At 38.0% G+C, this 25467-nt stretch carries 26 protein-coding genes; 22 read left to right on the forward strand and 4 right to left on the reverse strand.

Features of this window, described 5'->3' with window-relative positions; genetic code table 11:
• Positions 1 to 339: 339 nt before the first annotated feature.
• On the reverse strand, positions 340 to 1248 hold the full coding sequence (locus A2J09_RS00730) for a glycerophosphodiester phosphodiesterase family protein (RefSeq protein ID WP_012293136.1): 909 nt from the start codon (positions 1246 to 1248) through the stop codon (positions 340 to 342).
• A gap of 375 nt (positions 1249 to 1623) precedes the next feature.
• On the opposite strand from A2J09_RS00730, the gene A2J09_RS00735 reads away from it, so the two are divergent.
• The gene (locus A2J09_RS00735; protein WP_031418902.1) at positions 1624 to 1896 is read left to right on the forward strand and encodes a YlbG family protein; all 273 of its coding nucleotides are present in this window, start codon (positions 1624 to 1626) and stop codon (positions 1894 to 1896) included.
• A 2-nt stretch (positions 1897 to 1898) separates the two neighbouring features.
• Here A2J09_RS00735 and A2J09_RS00740 read toward each other — a convergent pair whose 3' ends face one another.
• Complete coding sequence (locus A2J09_RS00740) at positions 1899 to 2288, reverse strand: DUF7147 family protein (protein WP_012293138.1); 390 nt, start codon at positions 2286 to 2288, stop codon at positions 1899 to 1901.
• Positions 2289 to 2344: 56 nt separating this feature from the next.
• Here A2J09_RS00740 and A2J09_RS00745 point away from each other — a divergent pair, with 56 nt between their 5' ends.
• The 3 genes from A2J09_RS00745 (at position 2345) to coaD (ending at position 4897) form a co-directional block, all read left to right on the forward strand.
• Positions 2345 to 3766, forward strand: coding sequence for a hypothetical protein (locus tag A2J09_RS00745; RefSeq protein ID WP_012293139.1), 1422 nt, complete (start codon positions 2345 to 2347; stop codon positions 3764 to 3766).
• 71 nt (positions 3767 to 3837) lie between these two features.
• The gene (rsmD, locus tag A2J09_RS00750) at positions 3838 to 4404 is read left to right on the forward strand and encodes a 16S rRNA (guanine(966)-N(2))-methyltransferase RsmD (RefSeq protein WP_036162598.1); all 567 of its coding nucleotides are present in this window, start codon (positions 3838 to 3840) and stop codon (positions 4402 to 4404) included.
• 1 nt (position 4405) lies between these two features.
• The gene (coaD, locus tag A2J09_RS00755; protein ID WP_012293141.1) at positions 4406 to 4897 is read left to right on the forward strand and encodes a pantetheine-phosphate adenylyltransferase; all 492 of its coding nucleotides are present in this window, start codon (positions 4406 to 4408) and stop codon (positions 4895 to 4897) included.
• Positions 4898 to 4958: 61 nt separating this feature from the next.
• Here coaD and A2J09_RS00760 read toward each other — a convergent pair whose 3' ends face one another.
• Positions 4959 to 5858 carry a hypothetical protein gene (locus tag A2J09_RS00760; RefSeq protein ID WP_230584349.1) on the reverse strand — a complete coding sequence of 300 codons (900 nt, stop codon included), beginning with the start codon at positions 5856 to 5858 and terminating at the stop codon, positions 4959 to 4961.
• 118 nt (positions 5859 to 5976) lie between these two features.
• Between A2J09_RS00760 and A2J09_RS00765 the strand changes: the two genes are divergently transcribed.
• Entirely contained in the window at positions 5977 to 7023 is a 1047-nt protein-coding gene (locus tag A2J09_RS00765; protein ID WP_031418908.1) for a SepM family pheromone-processing serine protease, read from the forward strand.
• Between the two features lie 46 nt (positions 7024 to 7069).
• On the opposite strand, the gene A2J09_RS00770 is transcribed toward A2J09_RS00765, so the two are convergent.
• On the reverse strand, positions 7070 to 8281 hold the full coding sequence (locus A2J09_RS00770) for a nucleotidyltransferase (protein ID WP_012293144.1): 1212 nt from the start codon (positions 8279 to 8281) through the stop codon (positions 7070 to 7072).
• 167 nt (positions 8282 to 8448) lie between these two features.
• Between A2J09_RS00770 and A2J09_RS00775 the strand changes: the two genes are divergently transcribed.
• From A2J09_RS00775 to A2J09_RS00855, 17 genes are all read left to right on the forward strand, one after another.
• Positions 8449 to 8982: a YceD family protein gene (locus A2J09_RS00775; RefSeq protein WP_031418910.1), complete on the forward strand. Its 534-nt coding sequence runs from the start codon at positions 8449 to 8451 to the stop codon at positions 8980 to 8982.
• Between the two features lie 24 nt (positions 8983 to 9006).
• Positions 9007 to 9180 carry a 50S ribosomal protein L32 gene (rpmF, locus tag A2J09_RS00780; RefSeq protein WP_004224819.1) on the forward strand — a complete coding sequence of 58 codons (174 nt, stop codon included), beginning with the start codon at positions 9007 to 9009 and terminating at the stop codon, positions 9178 to 9180.
• A gap of 163 nt (positions 9181 to 9343) precedes the next feature.
• Positions 9344 to 10111 (forward strand): enoyl-CoA hydratase/isomerase family protein, encoded by a 768-nt coding sequence (locus A2J09_RS00785; RefSeq protein ID WP_031418911.1) that lies wholly within the window; start codon positions 9344 to 9346, stop codon positions 10109 to 10111.
• A gap of 110 nt (positions 10112 to 10221) precedes the next feature.
• Complete coding sequence (locus A2J09_RS00790; protein WP_012293147.1) at positions 10222 to 10599, forward strand: transcriptional regulator; 378 nt, start codon at positions 10222 to 10224, stop codon at positions 10597 to 10599.
• Positions 10600 to 10786: 187 nt separating this feature from the next.
• The gene (locus tag A2J09_RS00795) at positions 10787 to 11692 is read left to right on the forward strand and encodes a ketopantoate reductase family protein (RefSeq protein WP_012293148.1); all 906 of its coding nucleotides are present in this window, start codon (positions 10787 to 10789) and stop codon (positions 11690 to 11692) included.
• Positions 11689 to 12084: a DUF3397 domain-containing protein gene (locus A2J09_RS00800; RefSeq protein WP_031418914.1), complete on the forward strand. Its 396-nt coding sequence runs from the start codon at positions 11689 to 11691 to the stop codon at positions 12082 to 12084. The genes A2J09_RS00795 and A2J09_RS00800 overlap by 4 nt, the downstream gene beginning before the upstream one ends.
• 273 nt (positions 12085 to 12357) lie before the next feature.
• The gene (gene bshC / locus A2J09_RS00805) at positions 12358 to 13974 is read left to right on the forward strand and encodes a bacillithiol biosynthesis cysteine-adding enzyme BshC (protein ID WP_012293150.1); all 1617 of its coding nucleotides are present in this window, start codon (positions 12358 to 12360) and stop codon (positions 13972 to 13974) included.
• A 255-nt stretch (positions 13975 to 14229) separates the two neighbouring features.
• Complete coding sequence (gene mraZ / locus A2J09_RS00810) at positions 14230 to 14661, forward strand: division/cell wall cluster transcriptional repressor MraZ (protein ID WP_008173894.1); 432 nt, start codon at positions 14230 to 14232, stop codon at positions 14659 to 14661.
• Positions 14662 to 14723: 62 nt separating this feature from the next.
• Entirely contained in the window at positions 14724 to 15674 is a 951-nt protein-coding gene (gene rsmH, locus A2J09_RS00815) for a 16S rRNA (cytosine(1402)-N(4))-methyltransferase RsmH (RefSeq protein ID WP_012293152.1), read from the forward strand.
• On the forward strand, positions 15675 to 16046 hold the full coding sequence (gene ftsL, locus A2J09_RS00820) for a cell division protein FtsL (protein WP_012293153.1): 372 nt from the start codon (positions 15675 to 15677) through the stop codon (positions 16044 to 16046).
• Positions 16043 to 18271, forward strand: a complete 2229-nt coding sequence (locus tag A2J09_RS00825) for a penicillin-binding protein (protein ID WP_012293154.1) — start codon at positions 16043 to 16045, stop codon at positions 18269 to 18271. The genes ftsL and A2J09_RS00825 overlap by 4 nt, the downstream gene beginning before the upstream one ends.
• Before the next feature lie 57 nt (positions 18272 to 18328).
• Positions 18329 to 20245, forward strand: a complete 1917-nt coding sequence (locus A2J09_RS00830; RefSeq protein ID WP_012293155.1) for a stage V sporulation protein D — start codon at positions 18329 to 18331, stop codon at positions 20243 to 20245.
• A gap of 125 nt (positions 20246 to 20370) precedes the next feature.
• Entirely contained in the window at positions 20371 to 21342 is a 972-nt protein-coding gene (mraY, locus tag A2J09_RS00835; protein ID WP_036160939.1) for a phospho-N-acetylmuramoyl-pentapeptide-transferase, read from the forward strand.
• Complete coding sequence (gene murD / locus A2J09_RS00840; protein ID WP_031418918.1) at positions 21342 to 22691, forward strand: UDP-N-acetylmuramoyl-L-alanine--D-glutamate ligase; 1350 nt, start codon at positions 21342 to 21344, stop codon at positions 22689 to 22691. Before mraY ends, murD begins: the two co-directional genes overlap by 1 nt.
• A gap of 40 nt (positions 22692 to 22731) precedes the next feature.
• Positions 22732 to 23811, forward strand: coding sequence for a putative lipid II flippase FtsW (ftsW, locus tag A2J09_RS00845; protein WP_012293158.1), 1080 nt, complete (start codon positions 22732 to 22734; stop codon positions 23809 to 23811).
• 20 nt (positions 23812 to 23831) lie between these two features.
• The gene (locus A2J09_RS00850) at positions 23832 to 24665 is read left to right on the forward strand and encodes a cell division protein FtsQ/DivIB (RefSeq protein WP_031418919.1); all 834 of its coding nucleotides are present in this window, start codon (positions 23832 to 23834) and stop codon (positions 24663 to 24665) included.
• Positions 24643 to 25371, forward strand: a complete 729-nt coding sequence (locus tag A2J09_RS00855) for a DUF881 domain-containing protein (RefSeq protein ID WP_031418920.1) — start codon at positions 24643 to 24645, stop codon at positions 25369 to 25371. Before A2J09_RS00850 ends, A2J09_RS00855 begins: the two co-directional genes overlap by 23 nt.
• The last annotated feature ends 96 nt before the right edge of the window (positions 25372 to 25467 follow it).

A 25467-nucleotide genomic window follows, 5' to 3' on the forward strand; every position in this document is an offset into this window, starting at 1 on the left:
AGGGGGATCTATTAGATGGTCGCTTTCAATACGAGTGGACATCTTTCCAGGGGCATTATCACTTAGAGAGGACTAATATGAAACCTGAAAATGGGATAGAGATTTAGAGTCATATGACCAAATTTTCTTATGGGCAGTGGGCATGCCGCAATTAGTGCCAGACCATATTTCTTAAGAGGGCTACTGAACGGATGCGGTATTACAACATGAAGAATCAGTCTATCAATGAAAGACATTACTTAATATAACAAAAGCCATCGTGTATCTCGATGGCTTTTATCAATAGTAAGAAGGAAGGCGTTTATTTAAAACATTAGCTTTCCATAGGATAATTCCTTGTTAAGACTCTTGAGTTTGCAATAATTCTACGGCTATATCAGGACGATCCGTAATAATCCCTTTAGCGCCGTTAGTAATTAATTTTTTCATCGTCTCTATGTCATTGATTGTCCAATAGTGAACTGGAATGTTGAGATTATTTAAAAACTGAATAAATTTTGGAGAATCTAAAGCGATAACCCCTGATTTAGGAGGAATTTGGAACACATCTACTTTTGGATGATATAAATGTCCGAATTGACTGGAGAAGGAAGCAAATGCTTTTCTTACATCTGATTCACCTGCACCAAGCGCCACCTGATTTTGAGCATATAAGTTAAAACGATCTATTTGCTCACCATAAAAACTTGTTACAACAACACGATCCTCTGCGCCAAGTTCTTCAATTAAACGCCAGAGCTTAGAAGGCATTAGACTTCCTTCATAAGTTTCAGGGGCATCTTTAATATCGATATTGATTAACATATGTGGGTACGTCTCAAGTAGCTCACGTAATGTTACTACTTGTAATTTATCCTCACGATAAGGGAAGGCTCCATCCAAATCTTCAAATTGATAGCCGTGGTTTAAGGCATTGATTTCTGCCAATGTCATATCAGCTATAAGACCGTAGCCATCTGTTGTTCGTTCAACTGTATCATCGTGGAAAACAATAATTTCTTCGTCTTTTGTTAATCGTACGTCTATTTCAAATCCATCAACGCCTAGCTGAGCTGCTTTGTCAAAGGCGATCATAGTATGTTCGGGTGCTAAATGAGCTCCGCCTCGGTGTGCAAGAATGATTGTGCGATCAAACTGTAATGCTTGTTTACCTTCACGTTGCTGTGGTTTAGAAATAGCTTTACTACCCGCCCAAGCTGCCGCACTTGCAGCTGCGATTGCAATTGCTATTTTAGTTTTCTTCCCCATATTCGTCCTCCTTAACAATTTTTTTCTAAAGTAATGGTGAATTCATTGTTTCAATGACTAGCTCCCAACGTTCGTCCAAGAGCTTTATAAAAAACTAGTAAGTAGTTAAGGGAATGATGATTTTTTCATGTCGACTTCTACCTTCATCCGTGATGAAAGAATGAGGCATAAACATCTCATCCTTCAGTAAAATATACATTCCATGGAAAAAATAATCATGTAAGCTATTTAAAACAACTGATTCGAATTTCTACGATGCTAACGTAGTATGCTTTTCCATTATAACGGAAAATCGAGTGTTCTGTCAGCTAAACTCTGTTGCTATCATTTTCTGGTCTATGGTATGCTTTTAGGTAAGAAATGAGGGAATCCATTATGAACGAACGACAAGGGCTAATCGTTTACGTCCATCAATTAAAACATGCGAAGTCTCTTCGGAAATATGGTCATGTTCTTTATATTTCTAGAAGACAAAAATATGTAGTGCTGTATTGTGATCGTGAGGACATTGAAATGTTGACAACAAAACTACAACGCCTTCCATTTGTGAAAGACGTTGTGGAATCTTACCGTCCATTTGTGAAAACTGAATACGAAAATGCAAAGCCAGATAAAGCCAAGGAATATGACTATAAAGTAGGTCTATAATATTAGGCTAATGCTGGTATATAGTTATTTAGTCTTAATATGCCGATTAAGTATTGATAAAATAGTTTTGATTCCGAAAATATAGATGAGTGCTTTATTTCTACAACAACTGCTTTTCGGTCTAGTTGTTCTATTTGTGCTTCAAACATTTTTTGTCGCTTAGTTGGTTGTTCATCATGATAAGGGATGCCTTCGCGACAAATATATATTGGCATGAATTTACTTTCACCCACTGGTTTGAAGGCAACGGCTAAGGAGATTACCTTTTTATCTTCTTTTGTAGATGTTAGTATAAAGGCCTGATGAAAGCGTTCCTGATTGGTTTTAATAATTTCAAGTAGCTCGTATACATCACCATAGCCTTCTCCTAATTCTATAAATTGTTGTGGCATAATAATTGCACATCCTTTCCAATACTCATAGTATCATGCTGCGGGAGGTCAAGCACATGAAATTTGCATTAAGCTTTTTTTCTATTTTAGTACTTATTATTTCAGGAACGTTATTTTTCCAGTATCATGCATACTCATCTGATTTAGAAACCGGCATAGGGGATTTTCATTACTCGCAGGAAATTGAGATTGTTTATCGTGAAAATAGCTTAGATATTCGCCAACATTTTAAAAATTTGCCAAATCAAAAGGTGAAAATAAAATGGCCTGAAAAGGCAACAAATCCTAGTTGCTTTATCGAGAATGAAAAAAGCTGTGATCGATTATCAGATGAGGTCTCTTATTTTGCAAAAGGGGAGACAAAATCACAATCTGTGTCATACATAATTCCGATTGAGGGTGGCTTGAAAAATAAGATGCTCCTTCAAGACGTTTTTGCTACACTAATTAATGGTGAAGCGTCCTATTCAATTGTTCATATTTCTACAGATAGTAAAATTAATGGACAATGGATTACAGGTTTGCCATTAGTAGGTCAACAACAGCTATCACTTGTTAACTATACGATGTTTAGAGGCAACGGAACTGTTCATGATCTTTATTGGCAAGCAGGAAAACTCAAAGTACAAGAACAAACGCCTATATTATCAATCTATGCACAACAGGCTGTTCCGAATGATTTCCTAAAATCTTTAGAGAGTTTACAGTTTTTAAATGATGAACATATCGCGATTATTCAAGAGAAAAGTCCTGTCCCGGTTCATGATGAAAGGTTGTTATTTTTACCAACACTTACAGCTCAAGCTGTTGAACAGGAAGTCATTTTGTCCCAAATAAAATCGCAATATACATTTGTGGACTCCCCAGAATGGTTGCTAGAAGTTGTGGCATCCTATTTAGTGAATGATTCAATTGGTGGAGACAAAGCAAAGAAAATTGTGAAGACATTGAATGATTATATGACAGATAGTCAACAGCAGAGTTGGCAAGATAAGTTGAAAAAACTTGGAGATGACCCTATTTCTCCAAACACTATGGATGAGTATTTATCGCAAGTGTTAGATGCTAAGACATCATACTTTACGTTAAATGCAGCACAGAAAAACGGAACATATCCGTTATTATTTGAGGATTCTCGAGATGTATATGTGAATGATGTGTTGAAGGAAGACGTTCATGTTATTCTATATGAAGGACAAGCGTTATATACGGCAGATACGTTATTACCTTATCTTGGTTATACAGTCGGAGAAGGAAAGAACGGCTATTATGTAAATAGCGAGCATCGCACATTCCGATTCCCTAAAGAACCTGGATTTTATGTATTCAATCAGCGAAGATATTCAACAATTTCAGAGCCAATTATTAAAATTGCTAATCAATATTATGTGGAAGAAGCTTGGTTACAACGTTTATTCTTAGTTGAATTACAAAAGAAAGAGGAACGTATTCAAGTATTAACACAAGAGCAACAATAAATTTTGCAGCGGAGGGCTTTCCTTTCGCTGCAAAAATAATTTATATGGATGAAAGTACGGTGATAGCTTATATGAGAGTTGTAGCAGGAGAGCGTAAAGGAATGCCGCTAAAGGCGATAGCTGGGAATACGACGAGGCCTACAACTGATAAAGTGAAGGAATCGATTTTTAATATTATTGGTCCTTTTTTTGATGGAGGTACTGCACTTGATTTGTTTGCAGGAAGCGGCGGTTTAGGTATTGAATCGCTAAGTCGTGGTGTAGAGCGTGCTATTTTTATTGAAAAAGATGCAAAAGCCTTTCAGGTGCTGCAAGAAAATATAAAAAAATGCCGTTACGAAGAGCATACTGAGCTGTTTCGCATTGATGCAAAGCGTGCTGTGAAAGCGCTATTAAAGCGTGATATTACGTTTTCATTAGTTTTTTTAGATCCACCTTATCATCAAAAGGAATACTATGACTTAGTACAATTACTCGTTGATAATGAAAAAATTCAACAAAATGGTATTATTTTATGTGAACATGCAAAAGAAGTAACATTGCCTCAAAGTTTTGGTGAGTTTGTTTTAAAAAGACAAGAAACATATGGCGGAACAATTATTTCTGTTTATCGCTGTACAGAGGAAGAGGGAGAATAAGTTGTCAGAGAAAATTGCTGTAGTTCCTGGAAGTTTTGACCCTGTGACATTTGGCCATTTAGATATTATTAAACGTGCAGCCGATGTGTTCGATATCGTCTATGTCGCCGTATTAAACAATTCAGCAAAAAATCCGTTGTTTTCTGTAGAGGAGCGTATGGCTTTAATGGCTGAAGTAACAAAAGCGTTACCTAATGTTCGGATAGAAAGTTCTTCAGGTCTTCTCATAGACTATGCTAAAGAAAAAAAAGCCAAGGCCATTGTACGTGGCTTACGAGCAGTTTCAGATTTTGAATATGAAATGCAAATTACTTCTATGAACCGTTTTCTTGATGAAACCATCGAAACATTTTTCATTATGACGAAGAATCAATACTCATTCCTAAGTTCCAGTATTGTAAAAGAGGTTGCGAAATATGGAAGTGATGTAAATGAGCTAGTTCCAGATTGTGTTGTACAAGCTTTAAAAGAAAAATATGGTTTTTCCCAATAGTGGTTGAAGAGGATGTCGGTAATATACGCTGAACATCCTCTTTTTTATCTGTGAAAACTAATTATTTCAGAAAAAATAGAGCATAAATAGTTGGTACAATGATTATGCTAAGGAGGCGGAATTTTAGATAAGGTCTCACAGAAAGTTTGGCGGATTTAGCAATCACAAAAATTTGTAAATGAATACTTATACTTTGCATCGTTAACAAAATGACGACTAGTAAAGTAGTATATGGAAAATCTGGGAAGGCAGTGACAGTCATTTTAAGACCATTTGTCACTTCTAGAATAGCTGCTAAGGAAAGTTCAATTGTATAAGGCAGCTTTGGTATTAATTGATCTAAGCCCTGTTGCACAATAGTCTGGATGGTTGTGAAAAAGATAATAGTTGTGCCCACTAGCAAAATTGTTGGGGCAGTTTCTTTAATACTTTCTGAAAAGGGAGCCGTATAAAGTGTAGTGTTGTGAACAGATATGGTAGGTGAATCCGTTTTGCGGTATAAAAAGTAACCAGTTACTAAGCAACAAATATTAAACGTATGTAGTAAACATAAAAATAACCATCCAAACGTATTACTGTGTAGTAAATCAAGACTTACAAAACCTAACACGAATAATGGACTTGGTGCATGACAAACAGCTAGTAGAAAATTTGCTTCTTTAGGATGTAACTGACCGCTGTTTTTTAAATAAACAATAGTGGTTGCTCCAGTTGGATAGCCCCCAAGTGCGCTAATAATATAGGCTTGTACGTATAAGGAAGCTCTCTTTGTTTTCGTACGCATAGGCGCTGTTAAACGCAAAAGCCATTGTGTTAATACCAAATAGGGTAGTAAATACGGAAATAACGCCTCCATGAAAAGAGATAAGCCTAAATCAGTACCACTATGAGCGGTTTGTGGGAATAACAAGAGTAAGAGAATTAGAATTACGCAGAGCGCTATTTGAATTGTAGCAAACATGTTATCATCTCGTTTCAACTTTTTGTCATTCACATAGGCAAATGCTAAAATTAATATATGTGAGAAAGGCAAAAACATGAACGTATGGTTTTGCAAGCGTCCTAGGAGGTGTATTCAAGTGAAGAAAAAAATTGGCATTTATGCGGTGGTAATAGTCGTGATTTGTTCTATGATGTTATACCGACTAGACGCGTATATTATGAAACCTGGTAGTGCCTATGATGTCAGTAAATTTGTTACAGTCGATAGCAAGGAGCCAGATAGTTTAGGGTCTATGAGTCTCATGACGGTTGCCATGCAGCAAGCCACACCGTTTTCATATTTATGGGCTAAAACTCAAAAATATCAAAAACTCATGGATATTGAACAAGTCCGAAATCCATTAGAGGATGATGAGGAATATAATGTTCGACAGTTGAAATTAATGTCAGATTCACAATTTAATGCAAAATATGTAGCTTTCCAAAGAGCTGGATTAGAGACAAAAATTCATTTTAACGGTGTTTTTATCTTAAATGTATTAGATGGTGGTGCTTCAGACGGCATCTTAAAAGCTGGTGATGAAATAATTGAAGTGGATGGTCACAAAATAACTAATCAGCAAATGCTTGTAGAGCTTTTACAGCCTAAACAGCTTGGGGATCAAGTAACGATTCAATTTATACGACAAGAAGAACAGCAAAAGGCAACGGTTACATTGAAGGAAATTCCAAATGCGCAAGAACATAGAGCGGGTTTAGGGATTTCTTATACAGAAAGCAAATCAATTGAAACCAATCCACAAGTAACAATGAAAACAGAGGATATTGGTGGTCCATCTGCAGGATTGATGTTTACACTTGAAATATTAGACCAACTTCTGGATGAGGATTTAACGAAAGGTTATGCCATTGCAGGTACAGGAGAAATGCTAGTGGATGGATCTGTTGGTCGAATTGGGGGGATTGACTATAAGGTCATAGCGGCTGATCGTGATGGTATGGAAATCTTTTTTGCCCCCGATGATGAAATTTCTACAGAAATGAAGGCAAAATATCCAGATTTAGAGTCGAATTATACAACTGCTGTAAAAACAGCGAAGGAGATTGGGACAAAGATGAAAATTGTACCTGTGAAAAATGTAGATGATGCCATAAAATATTTAAAGCAGCTGCAACCAAAATAAAGACGATAAAGGGATGCTAGACTATCTAGCATCTCTTTTTATGACTTTAATTACGAATTGGGGGTGTTTGATAATCTTTAGGGAGACTCTGCGCTGTAACGCCTTGTTCTATACTTAAATTGTATAGCTCTGCAGCATGAATATCGATGGCCAACATAGCATCATTTGCAGCTGCAACACGACTTATTAAAGGTAATTCAATATCTTTTTTGCGCTTTCCTAAATAAGCTTGACCCTTTGCGCTCATGCCAAGTAAACGGATAAATGATGGGGCTTCAAAGCTCTGTAGCTGCTCCTTTGTAAACCCTGTATAAATATGAGTGATCATACGTTGTATTCGTGTCCATGTATAACGTTTAGATTTTATTTTTTCCATAAAGCTATTAAAGGATGAGCTATTTTTTGCAGCTTTCATAATAGCGTTCTCAATTCCTTCAGTTACTTCTGCATAACGAGTGAGCTCTGAAGGCGTGTGTCTCATGATAGTGAACTGTAATAGTGGCCAAAATGATTCCCAACTGGCAAATTTTTTATAGTGTCTATGCCAGTCTGTCAAATAATCAAAAGATGTCTCAGGGACAACCTTTTGCACACTTTGTAAAGAACTTGTAGATGCTAGGGCTTTACGTATTCCAGTGGCGCTTGCAATGGATGAGTCCTGTTTAAGTGCATCATGATAACCTGCTGCGATACGGGGAATGGTTAGCGGCTTGATGTTACTGTCCAGCGTTCTCGCCGCCTCTAGATAATGAAAGCCAAGAATATTATTGGGTTGTGCAAGATCAATGTATGGGGCTGGGAACTTCTGAGTAAGCTGTTCATAGGCGTAATATAGGCTTTTAGGGTAGCTAGCCCCCGTTTTAAGGCTGTCTTTTATGAGTGCGTCATATTCTGTACGGTTATTGTCAATCAAATCATAAGTGTTCAAGAATGGTTGGATAGAGCCATCCTCACTACCAAAAGCAAATGAGTCACAGCCAACGGCAGTTAATATTGAAATCGCCCCCTTTGCGAAATCAGTAGCAGGAGCTGTACTATAGACATAAGGTAGCTCAATGACAATATCTACACCACCTGCGAGTGCCATTTTTGTACGTGTCCATTTATCAACCATAGCTGGTTCACCACGTTGTAAAAATGTTCCACTCATAACAGCGATGACAATATCTGCTTTCGCTACTTTTTTTGCCTGTGTCAAATGATAGGCATGTCCGTTGTGAAAAGGATTATATTCAACAACAATTCCAACTGCTTTCATGCTTTCCCTCCTGGTCATTTATGTTTTTATGGTAAGCTGTTAGGAGCAAATATACTTCTTATAGTATATAATTATAAGTAGGTTTTAAAGTAGTGACAAGAAATTATCTTGACATCTATTTTTACACATTATATAATCAACATTGTTGTCTCGAGGTGATTAAACGAATGAAATGGTCAATTCATCAATTATCTAAATACCGCCAAAACGGGATGCCAATCGATGCCTTTGTCCAATTGGACGAAGTGATGGAGCGAAACCAGGATATTCGAGCAATTTCGCCCGTTCATGTAAAAGGGCTATGTACTTTTGGTGCATCGCAAATGACATGTCAGTTAACTGTGAAAGCGACGTTAACACTACCATGTGCTCGCACGTGGGAGGATGTTGAGTTTCCTATCAATGTTGAGACAGTTGAAATTTTTAGCTGGATTGACGAAGATCAACGAGGAGACGATGACGGAGACATTCACTATATTGACGGTGAAGTCATCGACATGAAACCAGTTCTTGAGGAACTAGTGTTACTCGAGGTGCCTATGCAAGTGTTCAAGGAAAATACTGAAGGACAAGTGCAAGGCGGTAAAAGCTGGTCTTATGCAACAGACGAAGACGTAGAGCTACACAAAAAAGCTGACGAACAAAAAGTGGATCCAAGACTAGCTGCTTTAGCTAAGTATTTTGATCAAACAGACGAATAGACGATCTGTAAGGAGGTGCCATCAATGGCTGTACCATTTAGAAGAACTTCTAAAACTGCAAAAAGAAAGCGTCGTACGCATTTCAAATTATCTGTACCTGGTATGGTAACTTGCCCTAACTGTGGTGAGGCTAAATTATCACACCGTGTTTGCAAAGCTTGCGGACAATACAAAGGTAAAGAAGTAGTAAGCAAATAATACAGTGTTTGCTCACTTAAAAGGCTAGTAGAGAGACCATGGCTCTTTACTAGCCTTTTTTTGATGGATTAAAAACGGAATATTGCGTCGTTTGTGAAGTTTAATATAATAGTGAAATAATTGTATGATACAATTATTTCATGGAGACAAAGGGGGTAGTGATGTGAGTTATACGATTGACAATCGTGATGGTGTTATGACTTTTACGATTAATCGAGAAGAGAAGCGTAATGCTGTCAATGATGAGGTTATGAATGGTCTTCAGGAAGTCATTATGTATATTCGTAAACATGAGGATGTACGTTTTTTAGTAGTGACGGGTGCTGGAGAAAAATCATTTTGCTCTGGGGGAGATCTATCTGAGTTTCATTCTCTGGAGACGGAGGATGAGGCATTTGGTATGTTAAGTAAAATGGGGAACATATTATATGACCTTGCGACGCTCCCGGTTCCGACGATAGCGCTTATAAATGGTACTGCAGTTGGTGGCGGTTGTGAGATTGCCACGGCTTGTGATTTCCGTTTAGTGGCAGAACATGCCAAGTGCGGTTTTATTCAAGGGACCTTAGCCATTACGAGTGGCTGGGGTGGTGGTACATATCTTTTTGAAAGAGGGTTACGTCATGATCGTGCGTTAAAAATGCTTGTAGATGCAAAGCCATATCCTGCACATTTGCTCTATGAAATAGGGTGGGCAATGCGAGTTTTTGAAGGCTCAAAAGAAGAGGCGTTAAATGATTTTATTGAACATATGCGAAAAATACATCCGTCTGTTCATAAAGCTTATAAGGAAATCGAACTTCGTAAATGGCGCGAACGAAATATGTATGAGCGGGTGATGGAGGAAGTTCGTACTTGTGCAAAATTGTGGGAAAGCGAAGCGCATCATCTGGCTGTTAATAATTTCTTAACTAAGAAGAATAAAAAGTGATGTATAAAGGCAGTGATGAAAGTAAAACATCATCACTGTCTTTTTTCATGCAATGATTCTATTTTGCTCGCTACTGCATATAGTAGTAAAAAATGCGAGGGTGATAGATTATGGAATTGAAAAAAAGAAAAGATCAATGGACAAAGGAAGACGATGAAAGACTAGCAGAAATTGTCTTGCATAATGTGCAAAATGGCAAAACGCAGTTGGAGGCTTTTGAAATGGCGGCTGTGGAATTGGGCCGTACAAAGCAGGCATGTGGCTTCCGTTGGAATAAAACATTACGTGGTCAATATAGTCAGTCATTATTAGCTGTAAGAAATCAACCACAACAATCTATGCGAAGCCACTTGAAATTGGCATTGACAAGTTTTGACGAATTAACAGATGCCTATCAAACCCTTGAAATGAAACATCGCGAGTTGCAAAATGAACATGAGAAATTAGTGAAGTGGCTGCAACAAGGTTATTCATTAATGAAAGATTAAATTTACAGTAGCTTCGGAAGATTATACAATATTTATCTTTCCTAGAGATAAAACCCTTTCAGTATATCGTCAATAATCAGCCAATCTTGTATAATAGAAGAACCTGCTTAGGGGTGCCTTAGAATTTATTCTGAGGCACCTTATTCTTATAGCTTTATAAAGTAGTGAGGAAAGGATGTAAAATGAAATGATGAAGGTAGCAGTTATTGGTGCTGGTGCGGTTGGTCAATTAACAGCAAGCTTTTTAGCAGAGTCGGGAATGTCAGTGTCATTGGTTGCCAGAAAACAGGAGCAGGTAGAAGAGCTAACTATCAATCAATTAACGCGATTGAATGTTGATGGAACTAAAACTGTACAAAAAATTGTTTCTACAACAAATTTAACTTCTTTACCACCTCAAGATTTAATGGTCATTGCTGTTAAATATGTTCATTTACAGAATCTCTACGACCAATTAGCGTCACTATCAAATGAAATACCTTTGCTCTTTTTGCAAAATGGCTTAGCTCATTTTGAGGAGGCACTAAATTTACCTCAAAAAAATATCGCGTTTTGCTCTGTATCTTTTGGCGCACAATTGCTGAATCAAACAACGGTTCAACATAGAGGAATTGGTCCATGTAAAATAGCTATTGAACGAGGGGAACAACATGTTTTTTTTAAGTTGTTACAGTTACAAAACCCATTGTTTCCTGTTGAACTGGTCGATAATGCGGAGAAGATGCTATTTGAAAAAGCTATATTCAATAGCTTAATCAATCCATTAACTTGTGTATTACAAATAAAGAACGGGGAACTAGTGACGAATACACATGCGTATGTACTTATGAAAAATTTATATGAGGAGTTAACAATGGCGTTCGAAGGCATTGAGCGCACTATATCTTTTGGAGACGTGGTAGACTTATGTAGGCAAACAGCCGAAAATACCTCTTCTATGCTTGCAGATCGTATGCAGGGAAGAAGAAGTGAGATTGAAACAATTGTTGGTGCCATACTGAATAAAGCCTTAACAAATGGTCATCATTTGCCTACTTTGCGTACCTTATATCTCCAAGTACTTGCGATAGAGGAGAGCGGTGAACAAAGTTGAAAGACATTTTACATATAATTGTTAGTATCGTTATTTTTTGTCCAATTGTTCTTTTTATTATAGTCTATCTAATTAGTAGGAAAGTTAAAATACGGGGCACGCATGCATTTGGTGCAGCCTCTGATGTGACAACCTTCTGTTTGTTCTTTTCGGTACCCTTAGGCATTGGGGTACTATGGCAAATAAATGTAGGGGGACTTTTAGTCATACTTGCAATAATGATGGCTATGATTTTTACATATATTGATTGGCGGACAAAAAAAGAAATAGAAGTGAAGCCTTTATTAAAGAAAATTTGGCGTTTTTTATTTTTATTATTGAGCACCGCGTATGCTGTTATTTGTATAATTGGTGTCATTCAGTCCCTTGTAGACTATTTTCGGGTTGTCTAAGCATTTTCTTTTCAAGTTGGAGCTATAAGGGTTAAAATAATAGCATTATAAAGTAGATATAAAAAATCATTCTTTATGGATGGGAAACTGATTAAAGGCCATAAAGCCCAGAGCTAGAAGAATAGTTCAGTAATATTGCACAGTGCTATATATATGGTGGGAGAAATGCAATATGGGCTAAAACATTTACTGCATCATGTGCATAATATGTGAGGAATCAATTTCTCGTTATAAGTAAATTAATGATTGAGTGAGTAGAGGAGCTTATGTTAAATGAAACTGGAGTCTATCCAAGTACCTATAAAAAATAATGTGCTAGCCGATTACTGGTCGCCAAATACTGCCATTCATCAGTTTTTTGAATACGAATTTAATGATCAGGCTTTTGAGAAAAGAGCGAAGCATTTAGCACAACATGCCAGAGATCAAAAAGAGCTGACAGCCATCATCCGTCAATTTATGGAGCCGCTAGGGCTATCACAAAAAGCGAATGAGCATTTACAACAATTAGAACAGGGAGCTATGGTCATAATTGGTGGCCAACAAGCAGGTATCTTAACTGGCCCTCTTTACTCCGTTCATAAAGCGATTTCAGTGATTGTGTTAGCAAAAGAGCAAAGTGTGAAGCTTCAAAGATCTGTGGTACCTGTTTTTTGGATAGCTGGAGAAGATCATGATTTGGAAGAAATTAATCATACCTATACGGTGCATGGTGAGCTATTAAAAAAACGTGCATACAGTGAGCGCTCTAGACGTAAAACAATGGCTTCTGCAACAATGCTCAATAAAGAGTCAATGACACAATTCATCCATACCGTTGTTAGGGATATTGGGGAAACAGAGTATACAGAGGCGCTTATTAAACAATTAGTAGATGTGCTGAACGAAAGTGAGACATTTACTGATTTCTTTGCGCGGTTAATGAACCAATTATTTAAAGATGAAGGGTTACTGTTAATTGATGCAGCGGATTATAATTTCCGTCAATATGAAAGTACCAATTTTACGCATATCATTCAGCATAGTGAAGAAATTGCTAGAGTCGTAACAGAAAAGGAAGAGCAACTAGAGCGAACGGGCTACGGAAAACCTATTTTGGCCACACGAGAAGCAGCTAATTTATTCTATGTAGAGGATGGAGAACGTCATCTTTTAGAAAGAAAAAATGATCTATTTATTAATTTAGCAGCAAACCTTAAATTTACTCGAGAAGAGCTATTAGAGATTGCTGAAAAATATCCAGAGCGTTTGAGTAATAATGTAGTGTCTCGCCCATTAATGCAGGAAATGACGTTCCCTGTACTAGCATTCGTCGGTGGTCCAGGTGAATTAGCTTATTGGGCAACATTAAAGAGTGCATTTTCTGTGCTAGACCTACAAATGCCTATTTTTGCTCCACGCCTTCATATGACGATTGTGACGCGTCATGTAGAACAATTATTACGTGAACATCAATTGTCTGTTACAGATGTTTGGAATGGCAAAGCCTTAGAAATGAAAGAGCGTTTTATTCATGATGTGCAAGATATTGAAGCTAAACGCCAAATTCAGGCTATGGAGCAGTTATTAGCAGAAAAGTACAGTGAGCTTGCATCGTATTTAGAGGAACAACATTTAACTTTAGATAAAATCCTTGTGAAGAATCAAGAAAATCATGCAAAACAATTTGATTACCTTCAGCAAAAAATTGAACAAACTGTACTCGATAAGCATGAGACTACTATACGCAAATTTACGACGCTACAAAATGAGTTGTATCCAAATGAGGGCTTCCAGGAAAGAACGTATAATCCGTATCAATATTTTAATGAGTTTGGACCTATGTTGATTGCTGAAATGTTAAAGCAAAACTATAGTATTGGCAAACACCACTATTTACTTTATTTATAAAACCTAAGTATCAAGTTCTTTATACCTATGTAGTTTTTTGATACAATAGGGATTTGATGAATAATGTCTATAAAAATCGTATATAGAGAGCTATCCTACTAAGGATAGCTCTTTCTTTATGTCATTTAGCATATATCAAAAATTCCTATCAAGGTCTAATTGCATATTAAGAGATAAAATGTCAAGTTTTTTTTAAAAAAAGTGGAGGAAAGTGGGGGGATGTGGTACATTATTTAATAAAGTGGGGTGAGTAGTATGTTCATGGGAGAATATCAACACTCCGTTGATGCAAAAGGGCGATTAATCGTGCCGGCAAAATTTCGTGAAGCTTTAGGCGAAGCGTTTGTTGTCACAAGAGGTCTCGATAACTGTCTATTTGGCTATCCTATGAATGAATGGCGAAAACTCGAAGAAAAGTTAAAAGATTTACCGATGACCAAAAAGGATACACGTGCATTTGCAAGGTTTTTCTTTTCTGGAGCAACAGAGGTAGAAATAGACAAGCAGGGGCGAATCAATATTCCAGCTACTCTTATGCAACATGCACATCTGGTTAAGGAATGTGTAGTGTTGGGGGTTTCAAATCGAATTGAGATTTGGGCTAAGGATGCATGGGAAGCTTACTTCAGCGAGTCTGAACAATCTTTTAATGAAATTGCAGAAAATATGATTGGCTTTGATTTTTAACTTTTGATAGGCATGTCAATGCAAAGTTGACATGAGGTTAAGGCCTGAAAGGAGCGAGTGGTATGTTCGATCATACAACCGTGTTATTAAAAGAAACTGTTGATGGGTTGAACATCGATCCTGATGGTGTATATGTGGACTGTACGTTAGGTGGTGCAGGCCATAGTGAATATTTAGTACAGCAATTATCAGATAAAGGCCGATTAATTTGTTTTGATCAAGATATGACGGCTATTGAAAATGCGAAAATTCGATTAGCGCCCTATATTGAGCGTGTCACGTTTATCCACTCGAATTTCCGGTATTTAAAAGAAGAATTATTGGCTCATGGTTTTGAACAAGTAGACGGCATTTTATATGACTTAGGCGTATCTTCACCTCAGTTAGATACACCAGAGCGAGGCTTTAGCTATCACCATGATGCACCACTAGATATGCGCATGGATCAAACGGCAACACTTACAGCTTTTGAAGTTGTCAATCAATGGGCTTATGAGGATTTAGTACGTATTTTTTTCCGTTATGGGGAAGAAAAGTTTTCAAAGCAAGTTGCTCGTAAAATTGAAGAGGCGCGCAAATCAGCACCGATTGAAACAACTGGACAACTTGTAGAACTTATTAAAGAGGGTATTCCAGCAGCGGCACGCCGAAAAGGTGGGCATCCAGCAAAGCGCATTTTCCAAGCAATAAGAATTGCTGTCAATGACGAGTTAGGCGCGGCAGAGGATTCATTAGTCGATGCGATTGATATGATTAACGTAGGTGGACGCATTAGTGTCATTACGTTCCATTCATTGGAGGACCGCCTATGCAAGACAATCTTTAAGGAAGCGTCATCATTACCGGAATTACCACCAAATTTACCTGTAATTCCCGATGACATGAAGCCAACTTTAAAGCTTATTACACGAAAGCCAATTGTTCCTTCAGATGAAGAATTAGAAGTGAATAATCGGGCGCGTTCAGCAAAGCTTAGAGTGGTGGAGAAAATTAACGACAAAGGGCGTGAGTAAATGGCAGCCGTACGTGTAAGGCAACAGCACCAACATCAACAAGTGCAACAACCGATAACACCACCTAGTCCACAACCCACTATCATACGTCGTAAAAAAACGAACCAGAAGTTTGAGAAGACAATGCTAATTGTTTTAGTTAGCATTATTGCTGTATTAGGTATCCTGGTATTAAATAAACAAGCAGCTATTCAAACTACAAACATGGACATTCAAAACATCGAATCAGAAGCAGATGAGATTGCAAAACAGAATGTTGACTTAACGGTTCGTGTAAGTGAACTTTCTACATACGAAAACATATGGAAAAAAGCGAAAGAACTCGGTTTAACTCAAAATGAGAAAAATGTAAAGGTAGTGCCGGGAGAATGAAAAAAAAGAGATTTCGATTCCAATGGGGAGCCTTTCTATTATTGATTTTTTATGGAGGGCTCTTTTTTCTATTATTCACAAGAATGGTGAACATTCAGGCGACAGGGCAAGTAGAAGGACAGGAGCTTGCAGCAAGAGCAGCTGCTAAGTATGGTAAGGAAAGTGTTATCACAGCAAACCGAGGAAAGATTTATGACCAAAACGGTCAAGTGATTGCAGAGGATACGTTAAGCTATCGCCTAGTAGCTGTCGTAAGTGAAGCAGCTACAACGGATTCAAAGAAACCGAGGCATGTTGTAGATGCTGAAAAAACGGCTCAAGTTTTAGCGAAGTATATTCCAGCCATGCAAGGAAAAGAAGACGAAATTCTTAAAAAGCTAAATAATCGCTATAGAAGCGATGGGAAACCATTATATCAAGTAGAGTTTGGTAGTTCAGGACGCGGTATTAGTCACGAGGTTATGAGTAAAATAAAGGAAGAAAAATTACCAGGGATTCTATTTGTTAGCGACTTAAAACGATATTATCCAAATGGTGTCTTTGCCTCCCATTTAATTGGCTATGCACTGAAGAAGGATAACGAGGACGGGACTGTTACAACAAAAGGCGAAATGGGCCTAGAATATACGTATGATAAAGAACTGACAGGCGTCGACGGGAAAATCAAATATGAAACAGATGCTTTCAGCTATTTATTACCCAACAGCGAGAAGATGGTGACGCCTGCTAAAAATGGGGATGACATTTATTTAACCCTCGATAAAACCATCCAAAGCTTTTTAGAGGAAGCAATGTCAAAGGTTGAAAAGGAATACAATCCGGAATCTATGACTGCGGTTGTAGCAGACCCCAAAACAGGGAAAATATTAGCGATGTCCCAACGTCCTACGTTCAATCCTGAAACACGCGAAAGCCAAAATATGAAATGGCTGAACGAGGTAATTGAGGAGACAATTGAGCCTGGTTCAACGATGAAAACATTCACGCTCGCTTCAGCGATTGATACAAATACGTGGGCTCCGAATGCAAAATACCAATCTGGCTCTTATACAGTACATGACCGAACAATTCGAGACCATAATCAGGTTGGATGGGGACAAATTAGCTATTTAGTGGGATTCCAACGCTCTTCGAATACGGCCATGGCCCACTTATTAAAATTGATTGGCGATGATGTCTTTGTGGAATATTTAGACCGCTTTGGTTTCGGCCACAAAACAGGAATTGATTTACCAAATGAAGCGGCAGGTACAATATTATCTCAATACCCAATCCAACGAGTGACAACAACATATGGGCAAGGGTCAACCGTAACACCTATACAGTTAATCCAAGCGATGACTGCTATTGCGAATGATGGCAAGATGATGCAGCCCTATGTAATTGACCGCATTGTTGATTCATCAACAGGGAAGGTTATTCAAAATCATGAACCTGTTGAAAAAGGACAGCCAATCAAAGCAGATACAGCGAAACAAGTACGAGAAATCCTTGCTTCTACACTGACATCAGAATTTGGTACGGCAAAGGATTTTATATTAGAGGATTACGAGGTTGCAGGGAAGACAGGGACAGCGCAAATTCCGAGAGCAGATGGTACGTATGCTTGGGGCGCTAACCAATTCCTATATTCATTTTTAGGAATGGCTCCCGTTGATGATCCTCAGCTCATTATGTATGTCTCAGTGAAAAAACCTAAGTTAAATAATGAGCTTGGATCAGTGCCAGTATCTAAAGTGTTTAATCCTGTGATGTTAAATAGCTTAAAGCACCTTAATATTAATCCGGATGATGTACAGCATGTGGATAAGGTAGATATGAAGGATTATACAGGTCAAAGTGCTGAAGCGATTGAAGTAGAGCTAGGAAACAATGGATTGCAGCCTGTTATTGTTGGTAGCGGGGGTAAAATCATAGATCAATATCCTAAAGATACAAAACAACTAGTAAAAGGTAGTTATGTATTTTTAAAGACAGATGGCGATATCATATTGCCAGACTTTACGAATTGGTCATTAAGAAATTTACTTGTATTCAAATCCATGACAGGGGTAGAGATGGAGATTTTCGGTGAGGGCTTTGTAGCGAGTCAAAGTGTATCTCCAGGGACTGTTATAACGGATAGTTCGCCGATTGTTGTTAAGCTCAAAACACCTGCTGAAAGTTTTGTGCAAGATGTAGAAGCTGCCTCTGAGGGTGAAATTGAACAAGTAGAGGATGAATAATACTGAATAGAAGTCCACTTTATTTCATACGTTGTAAAAAACAAGGTGTGATGTCGAATGAAGTGGATTTCTATCCATTCTAAAAAGCGTTTACGTATTTTATATGTGTTGTTTATGTGTGCAGCAGTGGCGATAGTGATTAGGCTGTTCTTTTTGCAAGTGTTAGATCAAAAAGAACTGACATCGAAGGCAGAAGAGAACTGGGACCGAGAAATACCGTTTGCTAATGAACGAGGGCATATTACTGATCGAGATGGGGAGAGTATTGTAACTAATAAGCTTGCACCAACTTTATATTTTATGCCCTCTCAAAGTAAAGATATTGAAGGGGCCGCTGAAAAAATTGCGCAAGTTTTGGAAGTGGATAAAGAGAAACTGTTAGAGAAGATGAAGAAAAAAGCCTATTTAGTAAAGCTAGCGCCTGAGGGAAAAAATATCCCCTATGAAAAAGCAGTTGAATTACAAGGCTTACAAATTGAAGGACTATATAGTGGTGTCGACTACTCTAGAGATTATCCATATGGGACACTTTTATCTCGATTTTTAGGATTTACAGGCTATGATGCACAAGGTTTAGCTGGTATTGAATACGAATATGATAAGTTTTTACAGGCTAATTCTTCTGCAATTCGCCTCTTTACAGATGCAAAAGGCAATAATCTACCAAATGTCGCGAGTGCTTGGAAAGCTGGTGAGGATGGAGCAACTATTGAGCTAACGATTGATGTCGATGTCCAGCAGGTCGTTGAGCGTGAATTGTCACAGGCTATGAAGCGCTATGAAGCGGACCAAGCATTGGCCATTGCTATGAATCCAAATAATGGTGAAATTTTAGCATTAGCCTCTTATCCAACTTTTAATCCGGCTGAATATCAATTAGTCGAACCAACGATTTATAATCGAAATTTACCTGTATGGATGACATATGAGCCAGGTTCTACTTTCAAAATTATTACCTTGAGCGCTGCATTGGAAGAAAATTTAGTGGATTTAGAGCATGATACATTTTATGATCCAGGGTATACAATGGTTGCTGGGGCAAGACTACGTTGTTGGAAGCGTGAAGGGCATGGACATGAAACCTTCTTAGAAGTTGTGGAGAATTCCTGTAACCCAGGCTTTGTTGAATTAGGGCAGCGGTTAGGAAACGAGCGACTATTGCAATATATTAAAGATTTTGGCTTTGGTCAAAAGACTGGTTCCAATATTGCTGGTGAAGCCTCAGGAATTTTATTTTCTAAGGAAGCCTTCGGACCCGTTGAACAGGCTACAACCTCATTTGGGCAAGGGGTAGCGGTAACTCCAATTCAGCAAGTTCAAGCGGTAGCAGCAGCTATAAATGGAGGCAAGCTATATACGCCTTATGTTGTGAAAAAAGTATTTAATCCAAATACAGGGGATGTCATACAGGAAACTGAACCTGTTGTCAAAAATCAGGTGATTCGTGAGGAGACTTCTGCAAAGGTTCGGGGCGCATTGGAGTCAGTTGTAGCAAATGGTTCAGGTCGACAAGCCTTTAGAGATGGTTTACGAATTGGCGGTAAAACAGGAACCGCGCAAAAGGTTGAAAACGGCCGTTACAAGAGTGGGGAATATATCGTATCATTTATTGGCTTTGCGCCAGCTGACAATCCGCAAATTGTCGTCTATGTAGCAGTCGACAACCCTAAAAAGACGACGCAGTTTGGCGGTGTTGTAGCAGCACCTATTGTTGGGCAAATAATAGAGGATGTTGCACCGTTTGTAGGTATTGAAAAATCAAAGGAACAGCTTGAAAAGGATTATCGATATGGTGATCCGATTACTGTGAAGGTACCAAATTTTATTGGTCAGACAAAGGATGATATTGCCAAGCAGTTTTATCCATTTCGTATAGAATGGCATGGAGAAGGGACTAAAATTGGTAACCAATTACCTGAAGTGGATAGTGTTATCAAACAAGATGGTACCATTCATTTATATTTGGAGAACTGAAATAACTTTACCTTTAAAAAATGGGAAAGAACCACTATTATTATGAAGGGTAGTAATAAATAAATGAAAGTTTATGCTTTTTTCCTAACGAAGAAAGTGAAACAAGATTTAAAGGAGATTTTTCAATGAAACTCGCAACAACACTTACCATTTTAGCTCTTGCTTTTATAGTAACAGTTATCCTGGCACCAATTAGTATTCCACTTCTTCGACGCCTAAAGTTTGGGCAAAGTATTCGTGAAGAGGGACCGAAATCACATATGAAAAAAGCTGGTACACCAACAATGGGCGGTATAATTTTCTTAATTTCTATCGTCCTAACAACTGTTGGTGTAGGAAGCTTTTTAGATTTATTAACGACACAGACCGTAGTACTTTTATTAGTATTAGCAGGATTTGGCTTAATAGGTTTATTGGATGATGGTTTGAAGGTTGTATTTAAAAGGAATTTAGGGTTAACCTCTCTTCAAAAATTAATTGGTCAAATTGTTATCGCCATCCTTGCATATTTTCTACTGTATGTTGGATCTTTTGATACAACGCTCGCTATTCCATTTACAGATTGGACAGTTGATCTTGGTGTATTCTATGTTGCCTTTTTAATCTTTTGGTTAGTAGGGTTCTCCAATGCGGTGAATTTAACAGATGGTTTGGATGGACTAGTGGCAGGAACTGCATCGATTGCTTTTGCGGCTTTTGGCGTTATCGCACTCTTCCAAAGCCAAGCAGATATCGCTTTATTTGCATTTGCTGTTACAGGAGCATTATTAGGGTTTCTATTATTTAATGCGAATCCAGCAAAAGTATTTATGGGTGATACGGGTTCATTAGCATTAGGTGGGGCATTAGCTATGGTATCGGTATTAGTAAAAGAAGAATTTTTACTTTTACTAGTTGGCTTGGTTTTTGTCATCGAAACATTATCCGTTATTTTACAGGTAGGAAGCTTTAAGCTACGTAAAAAGCGTATTTTTAAGATGAGTCCAATCCATCACCATTTTGAATTATCAGGTTGGTCAGAGTGGAAGGTAGTGCTTGTCTTCTGGTCAACTGCCCTAGCAGTAGCATTGATTGCAGTTTTATCGGAGGCGTTTTAATGAAAAACTATACAGATTTACAACATAAAAAAGTACTTGTGTTAGGCCTAGCGAAAAGCGGTGTGGCCGCTGCTGAAATTTTACATGAGCTCGGCGCCTTTGTAACAGTCAATGATTCCAAACCATTTGATGAAAGCCCAGATGCACAGGGTTTATTACAAAAGGGGATTACCGTAATTTGTGGTCGTCATCCTGAGGACTTACTGGATGAAGGTTTTGAATTAGTCGTTAAAAACCCAGGTATACCTTATAGCAATCGCATTGTAGCGGATGCTATACAGCGCGGTATTCCTGTATGGACAGAGATTGAACTTGCGTATTTAATAAGTGACGCGCCATTTATTGGTATTACAGGCTCGAATGGAAAAACAACAACGACCACTTTAATATTTGATATGTTAAACAACGGAAGTAAAAATCCATTAATTGCAGGAAATATTGGTACAGTTGCTTGTGGCGTTGCTAAAGAAGCTAGTAAAGATAACGTTATTGTAACGGAGTTGTCATCTTTCCAATTGATGGGGACTAAAACATTTAAGCCTAAAATTTCTATACTTACAAATCTTTATGATGCCCATCTTGACTACCATGGAACATTTGATAATTACGCTGAAGCGAAGTTTGGTGTGACACGTAATCAAGATGAAAGTGATTATTTTATTTATAATGCGGACCAACCAATTGTAGTTGGCTATGCGGCAAAATCCAATGCGCAAAAAATTCCGTTCAGTTCAAATGGGCGTACTGTCCACGGAATCAGTGCAGATGATACAACGATCTATTGGCAAGGGGATCCGTATATGGACCGAGCAAATATAGCACTGCCTGGTAAGCATAATTTAGAAAACATCCTAGCAGCAGTGGCGGCCTGTATTTTAGTTGGCTGTGACAAAGGGAAAATGGAAGAGGTTTTAGCGACTTTTGGTGGGGTGAGACACCGTACTCAATTCGTACGCGAATGGAATGGTCGAAAGATTTATAATGACTCCAAAGCAACGAACTGTTTAGCAACAAAAAGTGCTTTAGATGCATTCCAGGCGCCCGTTATTTTGTTAGCAGGTGGTTTAGATCGTGGACATTCTTTTGAGGAGCTTCGACCTAGTATGAATCATGTTAAAGGCGTCGTCGCATTTGGAGAAACTGGATTACGTTTTGTTGAATTTGCAAAATCATGTGGTGTCCAACAAACAGTAATCGCTCAAAATGTGGAAGACGCTGTACACTATGCAGCACCGATGTCAGCAGAGGGAGATATTATTTTACTATCACCAGCTTGTGCAAGTTGGGATCAATATGACAGCTTTGAAATACGCGGAGATGTTTTTATTGATGCTGTAATGAAGCTGTAATGAGCCTGTAACTATTTTAGAATATACTTGACTTGGAAGGATGGCATTACTGAGAGGGAAAGAAAGCTACTTATTGCTCGTCACAACTTTGATGCTATCAGTAATCGGCATTATTTTCGTCTATTCTGCGGGGACTTATTGGAGTGCCATTCATTATAGTGGAAAAATGCCGTTTTATATGAAGCAAAGCGTATACTTTGTGGTAGCCATAATTGTATTTTTAATCACAATTCGATTAAATATTTTGAGAGAGCAGTCCTTTTGGAAAATGGCCTATATATTTTCGTTAGTCTTACTTGTTCTAGTGTTAATACCTGGTATTGGGCTAGTGCGAAATGGCTCGCAAAGCTGGATTGGGATTGGTCCATTGACAATCCAGCCAGCAGAGATAACGAAAATAACAGTCATTGTTTACCTGAGTCATATTTTAGCGCAGCATAAAACAGGAACGCCAGTTGTTAATTGGCGCCATGCTTTAATCCTCCTAATCCCTGTTGTTTTGATTATGTTGCAGCCTGACTTTGGTTCAGTATTTATTCTTGTTGTTGCTGTATTTTTATTGTTTTTTGTCGCTGGCTACCCGTTAAAGCTATATGCCATGATTATGTTAGCTGGTATAGCTGGACTAGTAGGACTAATTGCGACTGCACCATATCGACTAAAGCGAATAGAAGCATTCCTCGATCCATGGGCTGATCCCTTAGTAAGTGGATTCCAAGCAGTGCAATCACTTATGGCGATAGGTCCTGCTGGAATTTTTGGTCATGGTTTTGGACAAAGTCGGCAAAAGTTTCTATATTTGCCTGAGCCACAAAATGACTTTATTTACGCTATTATTTTGGAGGAGATCGGCTTGATTGGTGGTCTCGTTATTTTAGCACTTTTTGTACTGACAATTTATGCAGGCTATAGATTTGCTGTACAGGCTAAAAGCCGAACATCCTATTATGCGATTATAGGGTTAGTCACAATGCTGATGGTGCAAGCGTTTCTTAATATAGCTGTTGTAATAGGTTTAGTACCCGTAACGGGTGTTACATTGCCTTTTATCAGCTACGGAGGAACATCTTTAGTCACAATGTGGTTAATAATAGGTATTATTTATCAATTAGCGAAATAAATATAAAGGAGGAGTACTTTTTGGAGAAAGTAATTGATATAGAAGATCGTATACCTACGCTAAAAAAGCGACGAAAAAAGCGTACAAATCGTAAATTCATCGTGCTAATATTACTTTTCTTTATTGTGTTAGCAGTACTCCTTTATTTTCAATCTCCATACAGTAACATCAATAAAATAACAGTCAATGGTGCTAAGCTGGCAAATAATGAACATTATGTGGAAACAAGTACCCTGGCGCTAGGTAAATCAATGTGGGGTTTCAAAATAGAAGATGTGGAGAAGCTTCTGTTGAAGGATAAATGGGTAAAAGAAGCACATGTTAAACGTAACTGGCTTCGAGGCGTAACGATTGATGTGAAAGAGTGGAAAAAAGTTGCGTATTTGGCTGGGGACGGCACCTATTATCCACTGCTTGAAAATGGTGAACGTTTTGAACAAAAAGGAAATGATACGCCAATTGATGCACCTGTTTTTATTGGTATTACTGGCGAAAAAACAATCAAAAAACTTGTTGAACAGTTAGCACAATTAAAACCAGAAGTATTAGCTTTAATTTCTCAGGTTAACACGAATAGTAATGATACAAATCCGAACGCGGTAAAGCTTTATATGAATGATGGATATGAGGTACGAGCTGTTATTCAGACGCTTGCGGAGAAGTTAAATTATTACCCCTCCATTGTTGCACAAATTGCAAATTTAGAAAAAGGCGTGATTGATTTAGAGGTCGGTTCCTATTATCGCCCTTTTAACGAGGAGTACAACAAAATAAGCATCGATATGGAAGCTAATGCAGATGGGGAAATGGTTGACCAGGAAGTGACAGACGATGAACAACAAAAAGATGAATAGCAAAGGAAGTTTTTTTTCAAGAAAACAATTTGAATTACTGATTGTTTGTGTGACAACAGGATTTATTATCGGCTATTCATATAATCAGGCAAAAGATAACCGGGAAGCAGGCACGATTAATTCAGAGCTATTTGAGCAAGAAGATTCTTATCGTGAGGAATTGATCACTCAACAAGAACGTAATAAAGAGCTATCGGATGAGCTAAATAGTCTACAGGAACAAATTCGAAAGTATGAAAAATCATTTGCTTCTAATGAGAAGGATTATAAAGAACTTGTGGAACAAGCAGAGGATTTACGGCTTCTACTTGGTGAATTGAAGAGTGAGGGAAAAGGAATAAGGATCACTCTCCAGGATGGTGACTATGATCCAAAATCTTTGAATCCGAATGACTATATTGTTCATGAAAGTCATGTTTTTAAATTGTTGAATGAACTGAAGATATCGGGTGCTCAGGCAATTGCTATTAATGGGCAACGTGTCATGGCCAATTCCTATATCCGATGTAATGGTCCTGTAATAACTATTGATGGTACACAGCATCCCGCTCCTTTTGTGATAGAAGCTGTTGGAGATTCCGATACTTTAATAGCATCTTTAAATTTAAATGGCGGTGTCGTTGATCAATTATTAAATGACAATATTGTAGTGTCTTTAGAAGAACATCAAAAACTTACAATGCCAAGAGTAAAAGTAGAAAGTTAAGGACAAGACCTATTTCATGTTTAAAGTCTAATTTTAGCCTCTAGGAAAGTTTTACATTGAATTCTGAGGGGCATACGATACGTCTAGGAGGGGCTA

This window comes from Lysinibacillus sphaericus, from assembly GCF_001629735.1.
In the GTDB taxonomy this organism is placed as follows: Bacteria; Bacillota; Bacilli; order Bacillales_A; family Planococcaceae; genus Lysinibacillus; species Lysinibacillus pinottii.

What these genes read in the sequence shown, in the direction of transcription:
- A2J09_RS00735 (WP_031418902.1), top strand. Translation starts at nt 1,624, where the DNA reads ATGAACGAACGACAAGGGCTAATCGTTTACGTCCATCAATTAAAACAT.
- A2J09_RS00760 (WP_230584349.1), bottom strand. Translation starts at nt 5,858, where the DNA reads ATGTTTGCTACAATTCAAATAGCGCTCTGCGTAATTCTAATTCTCTTA.
- mraZ (WP_008173894.1), top strand. Translation starts at nt 14,230, where the DNA reads ATGTTCATGGGAGAATATCAACACTCCGTTGATGCAAAAGGGCGATTA.
- A2J09_RS00795 (WP_012293148.1), top strand. Translation starts at nt 10,787, where the DNA reads ATGATGAAGGTAGCAGTTATTGGTGCTGGTGCGGTTGGTCAATTAACA.
- murD (WP_031418918.1), top strand. Translation starts at nt 21,342, where the DNA reads ATGAAAAACTATACAGATTTACAACATAAAAAAGTACTTGTGTTAGGC.
- rsmH (WP_012293152.1), top strand. Translation starts at nt 14,724, where the DNA reads ATGTTCGATCATACAACCGTGTTATTAAAAGAAACTGTTGATGGGTTG.
- ftsL (WP_012293153.1), top strand. Translation starts at nt 15,675, where the DNA reads ATGGCAGCCGTACGTGTAAGGCAACAGCACCAACATCAACAAGTGCAA.
- A2J09_RS00740 (WP_012293138.1), bottom strand. Translation starts at nt 2,288, where the DNA reads ATGCCACAACAATTTATAGAATTAGGAGAAGGCTATGGTGATGTATAC.
- A2J09_RS00730 (WP_012293136.1), bottom strand. Translation starts at nt 1,248, where the DNA reads ATGGGGAAGAAAACTAAAATAGCAATTGCAATCGCAGCTGCAAGTGCG.
- A2J09_RS00830 (WP_012293155.1), top strand. Translation starts at nt 18,329, where the DNA reads ATGAAGTGGATTTCTATCCATTCTAAAAAGCGTTTACGTATTTTATAT.
- A2J09_RS00855 (WP_031418920.1), top strand. Translation starts at nt 24,643, where the DNA reads ATGAACAACAAAAAGATGAATAGCAAAGGAAGTTTTTTTTCAAGAAAA.
- ftsW (WP_012293158.1), top strand. Translation starts at nt 22,732, where the DNA reads ATGGCATTACTGAGAGGGAAAGAAAGCTACTTATTGCTCGTCACAACT.
- A2J09_RS00775 (WP_031418910.1), top strand. Translation starts at nt 8,449, where the DNA reads ATGAAATGGTCAATTCATCAATTATCTAAATACCGCCAAAACGGGATG.
- A2J09_RS00825 (WP_012293154.1), top strand. Translation starts at nt 16,043, where the DNA reads ATGAAAAAAAAGAGATTTCGATTCCAATGGGGAGCCTTTCTATTATTG.
- A2J09_RS00745 (WP_012293139.1), top strand. Translation starts at nt 2,345, where the DNA reads ATGAAATTTGCATTAAGCTTTTTTTCTATTTTAGTACTTATTATTTCA.
- rsmD (WP_036162598.1), top strand. Translation starts at nt 3,838, where the DNA reads ATGAGAGTTGTAGCAGGAGAGCGTAAAGGAATGCCGCTAAAGGCGATA.
- bshC (WP_012293150.1), top strand. Translation starts at nt 12,358, where the DNA reads ATGAAACTGGAGTCTATCCAAGTACCTATAAAAAATAATGTGCTAGCC.
- rpmF (WP_004224819.1), top strand. Translation starts at nt 9,007, where the DNA reads ATGGCTGTACCATTTAGAAGAACTTCTAAAACTGCAAAAAGAAAGCGT.
- mraY (WP_036160939.1), top strand. Translation starts at nt 20,371, where the DNA reads ATGAAACTCGCAACAACACTTACCATTTTAGCTCTTGCTTTTATAGTA.
- A2J09_RS00790 (WP_012293147.1), top strand. Translation starts at nt 10,222, where the DNA reads ATGGAATTGAAAAAAAGAAAAGATCAATGGACAAAGGAAGACGATGAA.
- A2J09_RS00770 (WP_012293144.1), bottom strand. Translation starts at nt 8,281, where the DNA reads ATGAAAGCAGTTGGAATTGTTGTTGAATATAATCCTTTTCACAACGGA.